A 17,602-nucleotide genomic window follows, 5' to 3' on the forward strand; every position below is an offset into this window, starting at 1 on the left:
TAGGTCAGCCGGCTTTCTGATAGGCGATGGGAATGGACGGTGGGGCTGATGCGCTTGCTGCAACCGGTTCGCCGCTCGCATATGCGGGAGCGGGACGCTGCATCGGCCCTCCGCGCCACTTGGCTCTCTGGAAACACCAGGTCGCTGCATGACGACGATATCGACTCTTCCTGATGCCGAAGCGGCGAGTGCACTTCGGCAGGAGCGCAGCAATGTCGTGCGGCTGGCGATCTGCCAGGCGCTCGCCGGCGCCAATGCCACCGTCGTCTTCGCCACGGGCGCGGTCGTCGGCGACATGCTCGCGCCCAGCAAGGCCCTTGCGACGCTGCCGGTCTCTATCTTCGTCGTCGGCATGGCGCTCTGCACGCTGCCAGCCGGCGCCATCGCGCAGCGCCGAGGCCGCGGCACGGTGTTCATGCTGGGCACCGGCAGCGGCGTTCTCGCCGGAGTGCTGGCGAGCCTCGCCATGTTGGTCGCATCGTTCTGGCTGTTCTGCCTCGCCACCTTCTGTGCCGGCGTCTATGCCGCGGTCGTCCTCTCCTTCCGCTTCGCCGCGACCGACTGCGCCGCTCCGGAGCGACGCCCGCGCGCTTTGTCGGCGGTGATGGCAGGCGGCGTCTTCGCGGGGATCATCGGTGCGCAGCTGGTGACGCACACGATGAACCTCTGGCCGCCCTATCTCTTCGCGGCCACCTATGTCGGCCAGGCGGTGGTCGCCGCCCTGTCCGCATTCATCCTGCTCGGCGTCAAGCTGCCGATGCCGACCGCCGCGGAACAGGCGGGCGGGCGGCCGCTTGGCGTCATCGTGCGCCAGCCTCGCTTCACCCTCGCGGTGATCTGCGGGGTCGTCTCCTACCTCTTGATGAACTTCCTGATGACGGCTGCGCCGCTGGCGATGAAGCTGTGCGGGCTCTCGCAGGAATCGGCCAATCTCGGGCTGCAATGGCATGTCGTCGCCATGTATGGGCCGAGCTTCTGGACCGGACGCCTGATCACGCGCTTCGGCTCCGCAAAGGTTGTCGCCGCCGGCCTCGTCCTGACTGGCGCCGCCTCGACAGTCGGCTTGTTCGGCATCGACGTCGCGCATTTCTGGGCGTCGCTGATCCTGCTCGGCCTGGGCTGGAATTTCGGCTTCGTCGGCGCCTCGGCCATGGTACTGGAATGCCACCGCCCGGAGGAGAAGGCCCGCGTGCAGTCCTTCAACGATTTCGCGGTGTTCGGCACGATGGCGATCGGCTCCTTCCTCTCCGGAGGCCTGCTCTCCGCCTTCGGCTGGAACATGGTGTTGATGCTGTCCTTCGCGCCGCTGCTCGTTGCGATCCTGGCCCTCGCGGCCGGGCGCCGCGCGACGGCCTGACGATGTCGCGCCAGCCCGCCGAGCAGAGGTGGGCGTGATTTCAGCGGATGAGACGTGCTTGCTCGCCTCATCCGGAGTTTTGAACGATTATACATATAAACTATTGTAATTGCTTGGATTTTTGATCTCGGTTAAGCTGGGTGCGTATTCGCCACAGCTTATCGTTCCGAGTCTTTTTCCATGAACAGCCAGCCTCTTCTGTCAGTCTTGACCGGCCCCGTATGCCTCGATCGGGCCCGTGGTTTGCCCCGTCCAGTGGCGATGCGCCCGGCGAGGACGGTCGCCAGCGCGGCGGTCTTCAAGGGCGAGACGGAGATCGGCATCGAGCATCATGGCGAGCTCTATCGCCTCAGGATCACGCGGCAGGGAAAGCTGATCCTGACCAAATGACGTCTGCCCTCGGGGCATCGCCGCTGGCAGATGGCCGCAGACACATGGCCGCGTCGCGCGGCCGTAACGGCTCGATCCGGCCATGCCGCGGACGGGCCTGCAACCGCAAGGGATCGAAACCATGACCAACGCCATTGAAACAGGCGTGCCGGACGAGCGCCTGCCGAAGCGCCAGCGCCATAAGGTAGCGCTGCGCCGCCTCGACGTCCTGCGCGTGACCGATCTCAGCCCGTCGATGCGCCGGGTGACCTTGGGCGGCCCGGAACTCGAGGGCTTCGTCAGCCTCGGCTTCGACGACCATGTGAAGATGTTCTTCGCAGTGCCCGGCGAGACGAAACCAGTCCTGCCGATCGTCGGCCCGGATGGGCTGGCCTTCCCCGAGAGCGGCCCGCGGCCGCTGGCGCGCGACTTCACGCCGCGGCGGCATGATCCGCAGCAGGGCGAACTCGATATCGACTTCGCCCTGCTGCATGACGGGCCGGCCAGCAACTGGGCGGCGCAGGTCAAGCCGGGCGATCCCGCCTGGATCGTCGGTCCGCGCGGCTCCTTCATCGTCCCCTTCGAGTTCGACTGGCATTTGCTCGTCGCCGACGAGACGGGGCTGCCTGCTTTGGCGCGGCGCCTGGAAGAGCTGCCGCAGGGCAGCCGGGCGCTCGCTTTGGTCGAGGTCGGTGGAGCGGACGAGGAGCTGCCCCTGCGTCGCTCCGCCGGCATCGAGGTGATCTGGGCTCATCGTGCCGCCGGGGCGCAATCCGGTGCGGCGCTGCTCGCGGCCTTGCCGGCCCTGGCTTTCCCCGATGGCGACTACTTCGCCTGGCTCGCGTGTGAATCAGGCGCTGCCAAGCAGCTGCGCAGCGTCCTCGTCGACGAGCGCGGCGCCAATCGCAAATGGGTCCGCGCCCACGGCTACTGGCGCCGCGGCGCCGTCGCCGTGCACGACGATTTCGACGAGTGAGGCGGCCGATCCGCCATCCATCGACATCTGCCGAAGCCCAGAGGAGACCAGCAATGGCTGCCGACTTCGACCATGTGCTGACGCACGCCGAACAGCGGCGCCTCGATGCCGCGTTGCAGAAGATCTCAGGGTTAGCGGCGCGAACCGAGGCGGCGGCGCCGGCATTTAGCGAGTACGAGGAGCATGTCTGGCTGGCACAGCAGCAGGTTCCCGACGCGGTGCTCAAGCATGTCATGGCCTGCCGGTTGATCGGTGAGCCCGATCTGGCACGCCTCGTCGGCGCCGTTCGCGATGTCGTGCGCGCCTGGCCCGGCCTGAATGCCCGTTTTCGCTTCAGCGAGGATGGCGAACTGCATAAGCGCTTCGCCGGCGAGGAGGGGCGCGTCGTCAGCCTGATCCGGGCCGAGACGCTGGAGCAGGCGGTCGCGGCGATCCTCGATCGGCAAGGAGCGAGCTGGGACAGCGATGGCGAGCCGCCTTTCGAGGTGCTCCTGATCAACTGCCCGCAAGAGACGATTCTCGCGCTGGTCCTGCACCGCGTCCTCGATGCGGCTCACCCCGCCGCCGAACTCCTGCTGGCGCTGGGCAAGGCCTATGCGGGCGAGCCGATACCGCCCGCCTCTTTTGTGGCACGTGCTGCCGGTACACCTCTGCTCGCTGCGGGTGAAGTCTCGGCTATGCTGCCGGGCTGGATGCGCCGGACTGGGATCGCAGCTTCGGAGATCGTCGATTTCGGCAATCTCCGCGCCACACGATCAGAGCGGGCGCTGGCTGGTCGGTACGGCACTACGGTTGGGCTTCGGGCCTTGAGCGGTCTCGCGCAGGATGCATCGGATCAGGCGGTTTTCATCCATCTTGCCGCGCAGTTCGCCCGCTATCTGTCCGCTCTGTCCGGCAAGCGGGAGATCGACCTGCTGATCCCAAACAGGCTGGCCGCGCAGATCGGCGACCCCCCGTCATCCGTCACGGGTGGAGACGCTGTCGTCCTGACGGTGGACGCACAGGCGCCGGCGGAGGCGATCGTTTCCGCTATCCGGGGCGGTCTCGGCCGGACGGCGAATTCCCCGATGCCGCAGGCGCGACGCATCGGCAAAGCGGAGCGGCCGGTGCTGTTCGTCAGCTGGCTCGGCGATCCCGCAGGCAGCTTGAGAGTTCCCGGCGTATCGGTCGAACGGTTGCCGCTGCCGACCCCGGAGACGCGCCCAGATCTGACGTTCGCCGTCGGACGCAGCAAACAGGGCGGCGTCGCGATCGAGATCGTAACGGGGCAGGGGCTCTCGCCACGGATCGGGCCCGTCCTGCTGGAGCGGTTCCTGGGCTGGCTTAACGAAGGCGAGGTCGCCTCGCCGGATGTCTCGCCGGCTGTTGCCCTCGACAAGCCGCGAGGCGGAAGCCCGGCCGCAGCCGAGGAGCCGGAAACTGACAACGTGGCAGCCCTCATCCTCGCCGAGTTTCGCGCCGCGCTCAACGCGCCGGAGCTGGGGCCGGATGATGATTTCTTCGACCATGGCGGCCATTCGCTGATCGCGACGCGCATCATCGGCCGCCTGCTCAGCCAGCACGGCATCGAGTTGCACTTCAACGACCTGTTCAGCTATCCGAGCGCCGCCGCACTAGCGCTCAAGGCGCGCCGCACTGGCGAGGCCAGCCCGGAGCCAGTGCGTACGGCAGCAATCGAGGAGACGCTGAGCGCGCCGCTGTCGCTGGCGCAGGCCTCGTTGTGGAAGGCCTATGCCGCCTTCGACTTCAACGAGATCTTCAACCTGCCCTTCGCGCTCGATTTCCTCGAACCGGTCGACGAAGCCCTGTACGGGCGCGCCTTCACCGATGTCCTCGAACGCCATTCCGGCCTGCGCAGCCTGTTCCGGCAGGAAGGCAAGGACATGGTCCAGCAGGTCGTGCCGGCGGCCGAGCTCTCGCAATACAAGTGGTTCTGGACGAGCGCCGAGAGCGCAGGCGTCGATCGGCGAGACGAGGCGTTGCACCATTTCGATCTGGCGAAGGAATTGCCCTTCCGCCTGCGCTTCCTGATCGACCCGGCAACTGGCCGGCAGGTGCTGTCCTTCCTGTTCCATCACGTCGTGCTCGACGAATGGTCGGTCAACCTGATGATGGACGAGATCGCCTATTGCTACCGCGTGCGCGCAGCCGGCGGCATGCCGGTCTGGTCGGATGCGCCGGCGCCGTTCCACGAATTCGCACGCCTCCAGGCCGCGGCCGGTGTCGACCAGGAGCATCTCGGCTACTGGACAGACATGCTGCGCGGCGCGCCGCAGCCGCAGCCGATCCTGCAGCGTCAGGACCGATCCGAGCCCACGGGCGAGGCGGCCTCCGCCGCCGGCGGCTGGGTGGAGTTCAAGCTCGACCGGGAGGCAACGGCAGGGCTCTATGCCCTCGCCAGGCAGAGCAGCGCCTCGCTGTTCAACGTGGTCTATGCCGGCATCGCCGCCTCGCTGCGCCAGCTCGGCTCGCTTCCGGAGCTGGTGATCGGCACCTCAGCTTCGGGCCGCAGTGAGGCCGCCTTCTTCGATACGGTCGGCTATTTCACCACCGTCGTCGCCCATCGCATCCGGTTCGATGAGACCATGAGCCTTGGCGGGCTGGTCGGCCTGGTCAGGAACACGATCAACGAATCGCTGCCGTCGAGCGAGATTCCGATTGACCTGGTCGAGGAGGCGCTCGGCATGACGCCGGGCCGCGACCATCTCTTCGAGGTCTTCATCCAGATCCACGCCAAGAACAAGCTGAACGGTGAGCTGGCACTGCCGGACGGGCGCAGCATCGCCTTCCGGCAGGTCGATCCCGAGCGGCACGAATCGATGCTCGGCCTGCATTTCGAGGTGATGGAGGAGGCCGATCTCGCCGGCGAACGTTCGATCCGCGTGCTGATGAGCTATCGCTCCGAGCATTACGGGCCGCAGGAAGTCGAGCGGATCAGGGCGACGACCAGCGCTGTCTTCACGCTGATGGGCCAGGCTGGCGGGGCGCAGGTGAAGCTGGCCGAGCTGGGCGCGCATTTGCAGGAGCAGTGAGCGTCCGCCAGCACCGCCATTTCGTCGTGGTCGGGCTTGTCCCGACCATCCACGTCTCCTTCGAGCTACGCTGTGTTCAAGACGTGGATGCTCGCCACAAGGGCGAGCATGACGGCACTGTCGCGCTCAGACTAGGCCGAGCACATCCTCGCTCAGCTCTTCCAGAAGCTCCGCAACCGGGCGAGCCAGCGCCTCCAGTGCGAGAGCCCGCGCGAGAAAGGGGGGCAGCTCCTCGCCATGCCGCTCGAATGGCTCCCTGGCGAACATGGCCGGGTCGGCCGACATCGCGAATGACAGCTCGCTGCCATCGTCCTCGCCGCGGAAGGTCAGGTCGATGCCCTCGCCCTGGCCGCTGCCCATGACCTCCCGCGTCACCTTGCAGGCATGGAAGCTCGGGGCGCTGAACGGCAGCACATTGATCAGCGGCGAGAAGAAATAACGACTGCCCTCCGGCATGCCGTTGTCCATGGCGATCTCTTCGATCCGGTAGCGGCCATGGCGGCGCTGCGTCCGCAGCGTGGCGGCGTTTCCGCGCAGGACGTCTTCGAGGCTCTCCTCCGACCCGAACGACAGATGGAAGGGCAGGATGTTGACGACCATGGCAGGCGTGTGCGCGGCGAGGCTGCCCCAGCGGCTCATGAAGGGCAGCCAGAAGGCCAGGACCTCGTGCCCGTCGATCCGCTGCCGTGGCAGGCTGCGCGAGAGATAGAGCCCGGAGAGCAGCACCAGCAGATCGGGCCAGCCGATGCCGGTCTCCTGCGAGAGGCGGCGCAAGCCCGCGCTCACATCCGCCGACAGCGTGCCATAGACCTCGTGCGGCGCGTCGCCGGCCTGCTTGTCGCCACGATGCAGCACCGGCAGCGGGGAGTGCGCGGCGAACTCGTCCCTCCAATAGGCGCGGTCGCTCTCGTGCCGACGACTGGCGCGATAAGCCTCCTCCTCGGCGATGAAGCTGGCGAAGGGGTGGAAGGCCGGGCCAGCCTTGCCGCCGGCCAGGGCTTGCGAATAGAGCTGACCGCAGCGCTGCTCGATCAGCGTGAAGCCATAGCCGTCGAGGACGATGTGGTGGGCGCGGATGTACCAGAGATAACGCCGCTCATCGACGCGCAGCAGCCAGGTCGCCGCAAGGCCGTCGCCACGCAGGTCGAGCGGTGCTGCGACATCCGCTTCCATGCGCAGCCGAGCATCCTGCAGGGGATCGGCGACGCTCCTCAGGTCATATTGCTGGAGGACAGGCCGCAATTGCGGATCACAGCTCTGAAGCGGCGTCTCGCGGCCCTGCTCGACGCGGAAGCGCACGCAGAGCACGTCGGATTCGGCGATGGTCTGGGTGATGGCCGCGACCAATGCCTGCTCGTCCGTGACACCGTCGATGTCGAGGCAATGCGCCACGGTCGCGATCGGCTCATCGGGATGGAAGGTGAACTCCTCCCAGAAATCGAGCTGCGGCAGGGTGAGTGGCATCAGGGCGCGGCGCGAATCGGCCTGCGACATAGGAATCTCCTGTTCGGACTATGCGGGCGGCGGCGAGTTGCCTCACCGCTCCTGGTCGCGGAGCAGCAGCGCGACCTGTCCGGCATTGCGGCAGCGCAGCAGCTGATGCGGCGTCAGATCGGCGTCGAGCTCGTCGCGGATGCGGCTCGTCACGGATTTGAGGTGGGAGGGTAGCAGGCCGAGGCGGACAAAATCGGTGGTGTCGTCGATGTCCGGTGAGGCTGGCTGGCCGAGCACGGCGAGGTAGAGGTCGAGAATCCTGCGGCTGCGCGAGTTGGCTGGCGGTGCAGCCACGGCCGGTTCGCGGCGCTCGGCGGCGGCAGCCAGCAGTTCGCGGGCCTTTCGGCGATCGGGCTTGCCGTTCGCCGAAAGCGGCAGCGCCTCGACCTCGACGAAGCGGGTCGGGACATGCGAATCCGGCAGGACGCGCCGGGCGTGGGCGCGCAATTCGGCGGCGCTCGGCTTGCCTGCTTGCGCCGGCACATAGATCACGCCGATCTCGGCCTCGCCGCGCTGTTCGACGCCGCAATCGGCCACCAGCAATTGGCGAATCCCGGCATGGGCGCCGAGCTCCGCCTCGATATCGGGCAAGGAGACGCGCACGCCGCGAATCTTGACGTAGCCGTCGACCCGGCTCGCGAAGAGGATATTGCCGTCATGGCGATAGCGGCCGCGGTCGCCGGTGCGGAAGGCACGCACCGGCTTGCCGGCTTCATCCGCGACGGTGACGAAATCGGTCTGTCCGAGCACGCCGTCCTGGAGATAGCCGAGCGCGACATTGACGCCGGCGGTGTGAATGCGCCCGACGACTTCGGGCGGGCAATGCTCGCCACGCTCGTTCAGGATGAAATAGCGATTGCCCGGCAGCGGCCGGCCATAGGGGACCTGCCCGATGTCCTCAGGCGCGATCTCGTGCCAGATGCTCCAGATCGTCGTCTCGGTCGGCCCGCCGAGCGAGACCAGCCGCAGGGTCGGATCGAGACGGCGCAGTTCGGCGATCACCGCCGGCTTGATGTAGTCGCCGCCCTGGGCGATCAGGCGCAGCGACCGCAGTTCGTCGCCGCGCCGGCAGGACAGCAGCATCTCCAGGATCGCCGGCACGGAGCACCAGAGCGTGACCTTGTGCTCGGCGACAAGCCGGTTCCAGGCGATCGCGTCTTTCTCCTCGCCCGGCGCCGGCTGGACCAGGGTCGCGCCCGCCGTCAGGCAGCCGAACACGTCGAAGATCGACATGTCGTGATGCAGCGGCGTCACCGAGATGAAGACGTCGCTTTCGTTGGCCTGCCAGTTCTCCAGCGTGCGGCCGATGACGTTGGAGGTCGCCCGGTTCGAGAGCACCACGCATTTCGGCCGGCCGGTGGTGCCTGAGGTGTAGAGGTAATAGGCGGGCTCGTCGCTGGCCGAGAGCGCATCGAGCGCCGGCAGCAACGCCAGCGGATCGGCTGGTGGCTCGTCCGCCAGCAAGGCCTCGGGCGTCGCCGCCTCATGATCCGAGACCGCGGCCGTCGATACCACCAGTGCCGGTCGGCAATTGGCGAGGAGATAGTCCCGCCGCTCGGGCGGCGAGGCCGCGTCGATCGGCACCCAGATCGCGCCGGAAAGCGCGCAGGCGAGCGTGATCGCGGTGTGCTCGGGCCCGCGCGGCAGGCAGATCGCGACGACATCGCCTCTGCCGACACCGCGTTGCCGCAGCGCCGCCAGCGCCTTGCCAACATCCGCGCCGAGCTCGCCATAGGAGATCCGGCTGGCGCCGGAGATCAGGGCGATCTTGTCCTTGTCTCCGGAGAAGAGATTGTCGGCGATGCGTTGCAGGAAGCGGCTGCAGGCGAAATCGCCCTCTGAGCCGTTGAGCCGGTAGTGGCCGAGATCGAGCATCTCGCTTCGCACGATCTCGAAGGCACTCCGCTCCCAGATCGCGGCGGTTTGCCGGTCGAGCGCGGCGAGGATGTCGCTGATGATTCCGCGGTCGATCGCCTCGCGGGCATAGTCGATGTCGACGACAAGGTTGCCCTCGTCATCGTCGCGGAAGCGGATATCGACGGCGACCTGTGGCGTCTGGGTCAGGCCGGCATGGCGGCGGATGCCGGTATCCTTCGCCAGCTTCGGCCAGCCGAGGCCATTGGTGATGACGACAGGCAGGGCCGGCCCTCCCGGATGGGCGTTCATCAGGAGGCGGCTGATCTGGACGCCGGATTGCGAAAGATGCTCCAGCCCCTCCAGTACATCGCCCTGCAGGGATTGTGCGCGCTCGCGGAAGCCGCCCTGCTGGGCATCCCAGTTGACGGCGATGAAGCTCGACCGGTTGGCGAGTTCGGCCGAGGTGGCGGGGGCGACGGGAATACCGACGCAGAGCGCGCCTTCGCCCAGCCAATGCGACAAGGTTTCGAGAATGACCGCCGTCACCGCCGTGTTCTTGAACAGGCGTTCCCTGGCGGCGAGGCGGCAGATCGTGGTGAAACGCTCGCGGGAGATCGTCAGGCTCTCGCGCTCGTAGCGTGAGGCGGGAATCGCCTCCAGCGGCTTCGTCCACGGCAGTTGCGGTGGCCCCTCGACGGGCTGGAGCTTCTGGACCCAATAGGCGGCGTCCTCACGCCGCTTCGCCTCATTGGCCGGCGGTGGCAGGGCCGCGGCCCCGAGGCTCGGTGCTTCGCCGCCCAGCAGTTCGACCAGCAGCGAAGCGATGGCGCGGCCGTCGAGGATCAAGGCATCGAAGCGGGCGAACAGCACGCAGGTCGTCGGGTCGGGATCATCCGCTTCCGGTTCCGGCAGGCGGAACACCGTCAAATTCCAGGGCGAGCGTGCGAGATCGAACAGGCGATGGGCGTAGTCCTCGCGCTGCCCATCGATCCAGGCCAGCGCCTCTGCCTGTGACAGGCCGCGCAGGTCGATCTGGTCGTAATTGATGCCCGGCTCTGACGAGACCCACGAAACCCGGCGCTGCGCGTCGATATGCGTGCGCAAGGCGGGATGCCGTCCGACCAACGCCAGAAGGCGCTGCGGCAGCACCTCGATATCGATCGCGCCGCGATATTCGCGAAATTCCTGCATGGCGACGCCGCCCAGCGGCAAATGCCGCTCGCGGCCGAGCAGATAGGCCTGCTGCAGGTCGGTCAGCGGCGCGTCGTCCCGGCCGAAGGCTCCGCCCTGCGCGGCATCGGAAAAATCATCCCGCATCGATCGTCTCCAGGAATATACGCGCGATCTCATCGGAGGCGCCGCCCGATCGGGCGCGGACGAGACGGGCGAGGCTGCGAGGCGTCACCACCTCGTCGAGATCCGGACGCGATGGCGCGCCGGTGGGGCAATAGCGGTCGAGGAAGCGGGTGATCTCGGCATGGGCGGCTTCGCTGATCACGCTGCCCTCGTGCACCGCTTCGCCGGGTGACAGGCGCCCGAGCAGGATGATCAGCATGTCTTCGGTTGGATTGGCGGGCTCTCGGCTCGGCCCTGCATTCGCCGCGGCGTCGAGTGTCTCTGGACGTGCTACGACCTCGCGCAGCAGCGCGACATAGGCCTCGAAGGTCTCGCGGACCCAGGCCTCCGGCAGCGCGTCGAGACGGACATCCCAGTTGATCAGGATACCACCGTCGCAGGCTGCGACCTGGGCATCGATCGCCACGTGCGGCCCCTGCGAGATCACCCAGTTAATCGCGCCGAAGACGCGCCTGACGGTCTCGCTGAAGAGCTCGCCGCCGGAAATCCCGAGGCCGGCGGTGAAGACGACCGGCGCGGTCTGCACCGAGCCGTGCAATCGCGACAGGTCGCGCATCACGCTGACGCCGGGATAGCCGTCATGCGCAATGAGCTCGGCCATCTGGCGGCCGATGTCGCGGCACAGCTCGGCCAACGTCGTCGCGGCAGCAAGATCGACGCCGAGGATCAGCACGTTCGAGAATTCGCCGACGATCCGCTCGACCTCGGGAACCAGCGGTGCGCGCCAGAAGCTCGGCACGTTCAAGCGGAAGCGGGCCTGCCCCGTAGACTGGCCGAGCACGGCTGCGAAGAGGCCGAGTGCCAATACGGATGGCGTCACCCGCAGATCGCGGGCGCGTCTTTCCAGAGCGCGGCGCTCGTCGGGCGAAAGCCAGGCGGCCAGGCGCTCGCTTGCTGGCTCTGCCGAAGCATGAGGTGTTGCGGGCAGATTGGGCGCCGGGGGGACGTCAGCGAGACGGGCGCGCCACCAAGCCCTGTCGCGCTCGCGCCGTTCTGCGCCTTCGGCTCCGCCAGCTGCCAGGTTCAGCCAGTCGAAGAAGCCATGAGAGGTGGGCGCTTGCGGCTGATCCGGATGTTCGTAGAGCCGGGCGAGATCCTCCATGACGAGCCGAAAGCTGTTCGGATCGATCGCGATCATGTCGGTGTCGACATGCAGCCGGCAGGCGCCATCGGGCAGGAGGGTGAGGCCGAGTGCCGCCGCCTCGCTGCGGGCGAGATCGAGCCGGCGATGGCTCCAGCTCCGGCGCTTGGCGAGGAGGCGGGCTTCCCGCGCATCTGCCGAAAGCTCCCGCATGTCCTCGACATCGAGCGGCAATGGATCGGCTGCCGGATCGAGATGCTGGCAGCCTTCGGCATCGATCCGCAGCCTCAGCATTGGATGCAGCCGGCAGAGCCTGCAAACGGCGTCGCGCAGCCGCTCGGGTTCGAGGCCAAAATCGTCGAACTCGCCATAAAGATGCGCCGCCACCCCGCCGAGAGCGTCAGAAGACTGGCGGCCAACCCAATAAGCGGCCTGCATAGGGGTCAATTGTTCTATGTTCATGGCATTTGTTTTGAAAATCTATAATCGGAATGCTTAAGTTGATTTCGGTTGACATTGCTTCTTACGAAAGCAAGAAGCTGTCAATGCTTGCGATCAGCATCGTGAATGAAGCCTCTTTAGAAGTAGGATAACTTCAATGCTGGAAAATTTAGCCTTGAAACAGAACTTTAAGTTCAAATTTGGTGCTTTATTCGCATCAAGTGGCCGAGAGTTGTTGTCATCTGGAATCCACGAATGGATTTCCGTGCCGGCCCGCGGTGGGCAAGATCGCGGACAGGGCTTGCACGCGGCGGTTGAGGCTGCTTTCGAGCGGGCCAGGCGGGCAGGGCAGGGCAATCCGATCCTGATCGGGGCCATTCCCTTCGATGTGCGCGAGCCGTCCTGCCTTTATGTCCCGGCAGCCTATGAATGGCGCGAGCAGGCCGCTCCGGTGGAGGCGGCGGGCGGGCATCTGGACGTTCCCGACCTGCTCGACCAGCGCAGCCTTCCGGATGAGGACGGCTTCAAGAAGGCGGTCGAGCACGCCATCGTCAATTTCCGCCACAGCGATGTCCGCAAGGCGGTGCTGTCGGTGATCCGCGAATTGCGTTTCGCCGGGAGCATGGATGTCGGCCGGCTGCTGGCCAGCCTGCGCGCCCAGAACAGCCAGGGCTATCTGTTCAGGGTTCCCTTGCCCGACGAGGGCGAGCTTGTCGGAGTCAGCCCCGAGCTGCTGATCCGCAAGGAGGGCGGCCGGATCGTCTCGAACCCGCTGGCGGGCTCGGCCAAGCGGCAGCCCGATCCGCAGGCCGATCGCGCGGCGGCCGAGCAGCTGGAGCGCTCGCAGAAGGACCAGTACGAGCACCGGCTGGTGATCGAGAACATCCGCTCGATCCTGTCGCCGCTCTGCGCGGAGCTCGATGTTCCGGGCGCGCCCTCCCTGATGAGCACGGCGGCGATGTGGCATCTGTCGACACGGATCGAGGGCGCGCTGAAGGACCCGGCGATGACCGCGCTCCAGCTCGCCTGCATCATTCATCCGACGCCGGCGGTCTGCGGCTTCCCGACCGAGAGTGCCCACAAGCTGATCCGCTACGTCGAGCCTTTCGAGCGCGGGCTGTTCACCGGCCTGGTCGGCTGGTGTGATGCGCAGGGCAATGGCGAATGGGCGATCACCATCCGCTGCGGCATCGCGCGGCGCGATACGCTGCAACTCTTCGCCGGTGCGGGGATCGTCGAGGCCTCCAACCCCGCCTCCGAATGGGAGGAAGTGCAGGCCAAGCTCGGCACCATGCTCAGCGCCTGCGGCCTCGCCGCCTGACATCGAAGGACCATGGCATGACCATCGACTTCCAGCGCTGGCCGGCGGATTTCGCCGCGCGCTATCGTTCGCGCGGCTACTGGCTCGACCAGCCCTTGACCCGCATCCTCGACACGCAGCGGCAGGAGCGCCCAGACTCCATCGCGATCATCTGCGGCGACAGGCAGATCAGCTATGCCGAGCTCGATCGGCGGGCCTCGAATCTGGCCTTCCGACTGAGCGAAGCCGGGCTTGGCCAAGGCGATACGGCGCTGGTGCAGCTGCCGAACTGCGCCGAATTCTACATCGTCTTCTTCGCGCTGCTGAAGATCGGGGTCGCTCCGATCAATGCGCTCTTCAGCCACCGCAAGCTGGAGATGACCTCTTATGCCCAGCAGATCGAGCCGCGGCTGGTGATCGGAGCGCGCGCGCACGAATTGTTTGCCGACGATGATTTCACCGCCGAGCTGCGCACACTCTCGCCGCGCCTGTCGCTCGTGCTGTTGCTCGGCGGCAACCGCGCCTACAACGATCTCGAGCGCTGGCTGGCGTCCGAGACCAGCGCCGCCCCGGCAGGCTCGCCATCGCCCGCCGACGAGGTTGCGTTCTTCCAGCTCTCGGGCGGCAGCACCGGCACGCCGAAGCTGATCCCGCGCACCCATAACGACTATGACTACAGCGTCCGGGCGAGCGCCGAGATTTGCGGGCTGTCGCCGCAGACGCGGTTCCTCTGTGCGCTGCCGGCCGGGCACAATTTCCTGCTCTCGTCCCCAGGCGCGCTCGGCGTCTTCCATGCCGGCGGCCGCGTCGTGCTGGCGGCGAGCCCCGAGCCGCTCGCTTGCTTTGCTTTGATCGAGCAGCACCAGGTCGACATGGTCGCGCTGGTGCCGACGGCGGTGGCGCTCTGGCTGGAGGCGGCGGGGAGAGAGAAGCCGAAGCTCGACTCGCTCAGCTTGATGCAAGTGGGCGGCGCCAGCTTCGCCGAGGCGCTGGCGCGGCAGGTGCCCGGGGTGTTCGGCTGCGCGCTGCAGCAGGTCTTCGGCATGGCCGAGGGGCTGGTGAACTACACCCGCTTCGGCGATGACGACGAGATCGTCTTAACCACCCAGGGGCGGCCGATCAGCCCGGATGACGAGGTCAAGATCGTCGACGAGGATGGCGACCCCGTTCCGGAGGGAGAGAGCGGCGAGCTGGCGACGCGCGGTCCCTACACCTTCCGCGGCTATTACCGTGCGCCCGAGCACAGCGCCAAGGTCTTCGACGCGGACGGGTTCTACTACTCCGGCGACGTCGTGCAGCGTGTCCGCGGCGGTTATCTGCGCGTGGTTGGCCGGGTCAAGGACCAGATCAATCGCGGCGGCGAGAAGGTCGCGGCCGAGGAGATCGAGAACCTCCTGCTGCGCCATCCGGAGGTGACGCATGCCGCGCTGGTCGCCATGCAGGATGTACTGCTTGGCGAGAAGAGCTGCGCCTTTATCGTCGCCCGCGACGCGGCCCTGCGCGGGCCGGTTCTGAGGCGCCACCTGCTGGAGCTCGGCGTCGCCGAATACAAGCTGCCGGATCGCGTCCGCTTCATCGAGACGATGCCACTCACCCCTGTCGGCAAGATCGACAAGAAGCGCCTGCGCGCCGAGCTCGTCTGATCCTCCTCATCCAGTTCACGAGAGATTCCATGGCCATTCCGCAGATCACCGACTATCCGATGCCGCCGGCGAGCGCCTTTCCGGCCAACCGCACGCAATGGCGGCCGGATCCGAAGCGCGCCGTGCTGCTGATCCACGACATGCAGCGCTATTTCCTGCGCTTCTACGATGCCAAGGGCCGGCTGCTGCCGCAGCTGGTCGGCAATCTCGTACGCCTGCGCGACTGGGCGCGGGCCAATGGCGTGCCGGTCGTCTATACGGCCCAGCCGCATGAGCAGCCGGCCGGTGACCGCGCTCTGCTCAACGACATGTGGGGGCCGGGCCTCACGGTCGCTGCGCCCGATCTTCGGGAGGTCGTCACCGAGCTTGCGCCGGGGCCGGAGGACATCGTCCTGACCAAATGGCGCTACAGCGCCTTCAAGCGCTCCGACCTGCTGGAACGGATGCGCTCGCTCGGTCGCGATCAGCTCGTGATCGGCGGCGTCTACGCCCATATCGGCTGCATGGTGACGGCGGTCGACGCCTTCATGAGCGATATCCAGCCCTTCCTGGTCGGTGACGCCGTCGCCGATTTCTCCGAGGCCGAGCATCTGATGGCGCTGCGCTATGTCGCGACGCGCTGCGGTGCGCTGGTTTCGACCGAAAGCGTGGCGGGCGTGGCGGAACGTCCTCAGGCGACGCGCGAATGGCTGCAGGCGCGCGTGCTCGAACTGGTCGAGGACGAGACCGAGCTCGACCCGGAAGAGAACTTGATCTTTTACGGGCTGGATTCCGTGCAGGTCATGGTGCTCGCCAGCGAACTGAAGGAACGCGGCGTCATCGTCGGCTTTGATGACCTCGCCCGCGTGCCGACGCTGAACGGCTGGTGGTCGCTGATCGAGCAGCGCCGCCTGGCGGCTTGAGCCGGGCGCTAGTGGAGAGCGGGCCGGAGCTGCTCCATCCCTGGCAGGACGAGCCCGTCGACTATCGCTGCGTCGCGATGCGGTTTCCGCGCGAGCTCGGTCCGGCAGATTCCGATGTCATCTTGCCGGATCGCATCGCGCGGGCCGCACCCCGGCGCCGCGCCGAGTGGCTGGCCGGCCGGCACTGTGCCAGCGAGGCCCTGCGGTTGCTGACCGGGCAGGGCGCCTGTCCCGGCATGGCGTCTGATCGTTCGCCGCTCTGGCCTGACGGCACCCTCGGCTCCATCTCGCATAGCGGCGACCTGGCCATCGCGATCACTGCCCGCGCAGGCAGCTGCCTCGGCATCGGAATCGACATCGAGCGGATCATGGACGGGCAGGCTGCGATCGAGATCGCATCCGAGGCATTGACGCCTCGGGAGGGCCGTTATCTCGCGAACGACCCCTTCTCGGTGACGCTGGCGTTCTCGGCCAAGGAGAGCCTGTTCAAGGCGCTGCACCCGCTGCTGCGCCGCCCGATGTCCTTCCAGCTCTCCGAGCTGGTGGCCTGGGACGGCCAGGGCACGGCGCACCTGCGCCTCGTCGAGGAGCTTTCGCCCGAGTTGCCGGCCGGCCGCGAGATCGAAACCCGCTTCGCACGCCTCGGCGATCTGCTGCTGACGCGCGTGCTGGTCCTGGCTTGACGGAGCCGGCGCGCCACCCGCCTCAGCGCGGGTGGCGGAATTCCAGGATATGGAAGGGCGAGGCGGTCGGCGTGATTGAGGCGGTCTCGAAGCCGCTCGCGGCCAGCAGCTGCGAGAACTCGCCGGCGCTGCGCTCCTGCCCGCCCATCAGCACCATCATCAGCAGGTCCTGCGAGGTCTCGTTCGGCCTGGCTCGGGCGGGATCGACCATGATGTCGACCACGACGAAGCGCTCTTGCCCCATGGTCGCGGCCTTGGCGTTGGCGAGGATCCGGCCGGCGGCTGCGTCGTCGAAGTCGTGCAGGATCCGGCTGAAGACATAGGCATCGCCACCGGACGGGATCTCCTCGAAGAACGAGCCATGCTGCACCCGGGCGCGTCCGGCCTGCACCAGCTCGGTGAAGCGCGGATTGAGCGCCTCGGTCGCTCGCGGCAACTCATAGAGCACGCCGCTGGTGCCGGGATTGCGGCCGAGCAATTCGGCCAGCAGCGAGCCGTCGCCGCCACCGACATCGACGATCGTCTCGCCGGTCGCGAACTGGACGTGGCGTACCGCGACGCCGATCAGCGCCGTCGCGATCGCGCGCATCTGGATGTCGAAGCGCTCCTGCGCCGCCTCGTCCTGGCCGAGCCAGCTGAAGAACGGGCTGCCATGGGCGAGTTCGAAGGCAGGCGTGCCGCCTCGGATCTGCTCGCCGAGCCGCTCCCAGGCGCGTCCGTGCAGCGGATCGAGCTCGAAGCGAACCCAGGGCACCAGCGAATGGGGGTGGCCGGGCACGAGGGCGCGCGTCGTCGGCAGGGCGACAAAGCAGCCTGCATCATCGCGACCGATGATCTCCTCATTGACGAGATGGCCGAGCAGCCTTGTCAGCAGCTCGGCCTTGCCGCCGATGCGCTGGGCGAGTTCGCCGGCGGTCTGCGGCCCCTCCTGCAGCAAGGCGGGGATGCCGAGCTCGACCGCGGTGCGGATGCAATGGGAGGTGCGATAGGCGGCGATCTGCTGAAGCAGGCGCAAAGGCGGGCCGGGCGGTGGCGCAGCCGGGCGCGACAGGTCGTTCATGCGAACCTCCTTGCAGGATGGTGGGGGCGGGCAGGGCGCGGCGGGCGCAAT

Annotated in this window: 12 protein-coding genes; 8 read left to right on the forward strand and 4 right to left on the reverse strand. The window is 67.2% G+C overall.

What is annotated here, in order from left to right; all coding sequences use genetic code 11:
• Positions 1-148: 148 nt before the first annotated feature.
• From AC1DS0_RS12870 to AC1DS0_RS12885, 4 genes are all read left to right on the forward strand, one after another.
• Positions 149-1,357 carry an MFS transporter gene (locus AC1DS0_RS12870; RefSeq protein ID WP_476814727.1) on the forward strand — a complete coding sequence of 403 codons (1,209 nt, stop codon included), beginning with the start codon at positions 149-151 and terminating at the stop codon, positions 1,355-1,357.
• A gap of 243 nt (positions 1,358-1,600) precedes the next feature.
• A complete protein-coding gene (hemP, locus tag AC1DS0_RS12875; RefSeq protein ID WP_476814728.1) occupies positions 1,601-1,747 on the forward strand; it encodes a hemin uptake protein HemP in 147 nt (48 codons plus the stop codon).
• A 121-nt stretch (positions 1,748-1,868) separates the two neighbouring features.
• A complete protein-coding gene (locus tag AC1DS0_RS12880; RefSeq protein WP_476814729.1) occupies positions 1,869-2,702 on the forward strand; it encodes a siderophore-interacting protein in 834 nt (277 codons plus the stop codon).
• 53 nt (positions 2,703-2,755) lie between these two features.
• Complete coding sequence (locus tag AC1DS0_RS12885) at positions 2,756-5,734, forward strand: condensation domain-containing protein (RefSeq protein ID WP_476814730.1); 2,979 nt, start codon at positions 2,756-2,758, stop codon at positions 5,732-5,734.
• A 126-nt stretch (positions 5,735-5,860) separates the two neighbouring features.
• Here AC1DS0_RS12885 and AC1DS0_RS12890 read toward each other — a convergent pair whose 3' ends face one another.
• The 3 genes from AC1DS0_RS12890 to AC1DS0_RS12900 are packed head-to-tail and all read right to left on the reverse strand — an operon-like array spanning position 5,861 to position 11,984.
• A complete protein-coding gene (locus tag AC1DS0_RS12890) occupies positions 5,861-7,228 on the reverse strand; it encodes a condensation domain-containing protein (protein WP_476814731.1) in 1,368 nt (455 codons plus the stop codon).
• A 42-nt stretch (positions 7,229-7,270) separates the two neighbouring features.
• Positions 7,271-10,402: an amino acid adenylation domain-containing protein gene (locus AC1DS0_RS12895; protein ID WP_476814732.1), complete on the reverse strand. Its 3,132-nt coding sequence runs from the start codon at positions 10,400-10,402 to the stop codon at positions 7,271-7,273.
• A complete protein-coding gene (locus AC1DS0_RS12900; protein ID WP_476814733.1) occupies positions 10,392-11,984 on the reverse strand; it encodes a condensation domain-containing protein in 1,593 nt (530 codons plus the stop codon). The genes AC1DS0_RS12895 and AC1DS0_RS12900 overlap by 11 nt, the downstream gene beginning before the upstream one ends.
• A gap of 136 nt (positions 11,985-12,120) precedes the next feature.
• On the opposite strand from AC1DS0_RS12900, the gene AC1DS0_RS12905 reads away from it, so the two are divergent.
• Genes AC1DS0_RS12905 through AC1DS0_RS12920 form a run of 4 tightly spaced genes read left to right on the forward strand, consistent with a single transcriptional unit; the run spans position 12,121 to position 16,491 of the window.
• Positions 12,121-13,284 carry an isochorismate synthase gene (locus AC1DS0_RS12905; protein ID WP_476814734.1) on the forward strand — a complete coding sequence of 388 codons (1,164 nt, stop codon included), beginning with the start codon at positions 12,121-12,123 and terminating at the stop codon, positions 13,282-13,284.
• A 17-nt stretch (positions 13,285-13,301) separates the two neighbouring features.
• Positions 13,302-14,906, forward strand: coding sequence for a (2,3-dihydroxybenzoyl)adenylate synthase (locus AC1DS0_RS12910; protein ID WP_476814735.1), 1,605 nt, complete (start codon positions 13,302-13,304; stop codon positions 14,904-14,906).
• A gap of 29 nt (positions 14,907-14,935) precedes the next feature.
• Complete coding sequence (locus AC1DS0_RS12915) at positions 14,936-15,808, forward strand: isochorismatase (RefSeq protein WP_476814736.1); 873 nt, start codon at positions 14,936-14,938, stop codon at positions 15,806-15,808.
• Positions 15,772-16,491 carry a 4'-phosphopantetheinyl transferase family protein gene (locus AC1DS0_RS12920; RefSeq protein WP_476814737.1) on the forward strand — a complete coding sequence of 240 codons (720 nt, stop codon included), beginning with the start codon at positions 15,772-15,774 and terminating at the stop codon, positions 16,489-16,491. Before AC1DS0_RS12915 ends, AC1DS0_RS12920 begins: the two co-directional genes overlap by 37 nt.
• Before the next feature lie 22 nt (positions 16,492-16,513).
• Here the strand turns inward: AC1DS0_RS12920 and AC1DS0_RS12925 are convergent, their stop codons facing one another.
• The gene (locus AC1DS0_RS12925) at positions 16,514-17,551 is read right to left on the reverse strand and encodes a methyltransferase (protein ID WP_476814738.1); all 1,038 of its coding nucleotides are present in this window, start codon (positions 17,549-17,551) and stop codon (positions 16,514-16,516) included.
• Between the last annotated feature and the right edge of the window lie 51 nt (positions 17,552-17,602).

Source organism: Allobosea sp. P4_H5 (assembly GCF_056400825.1).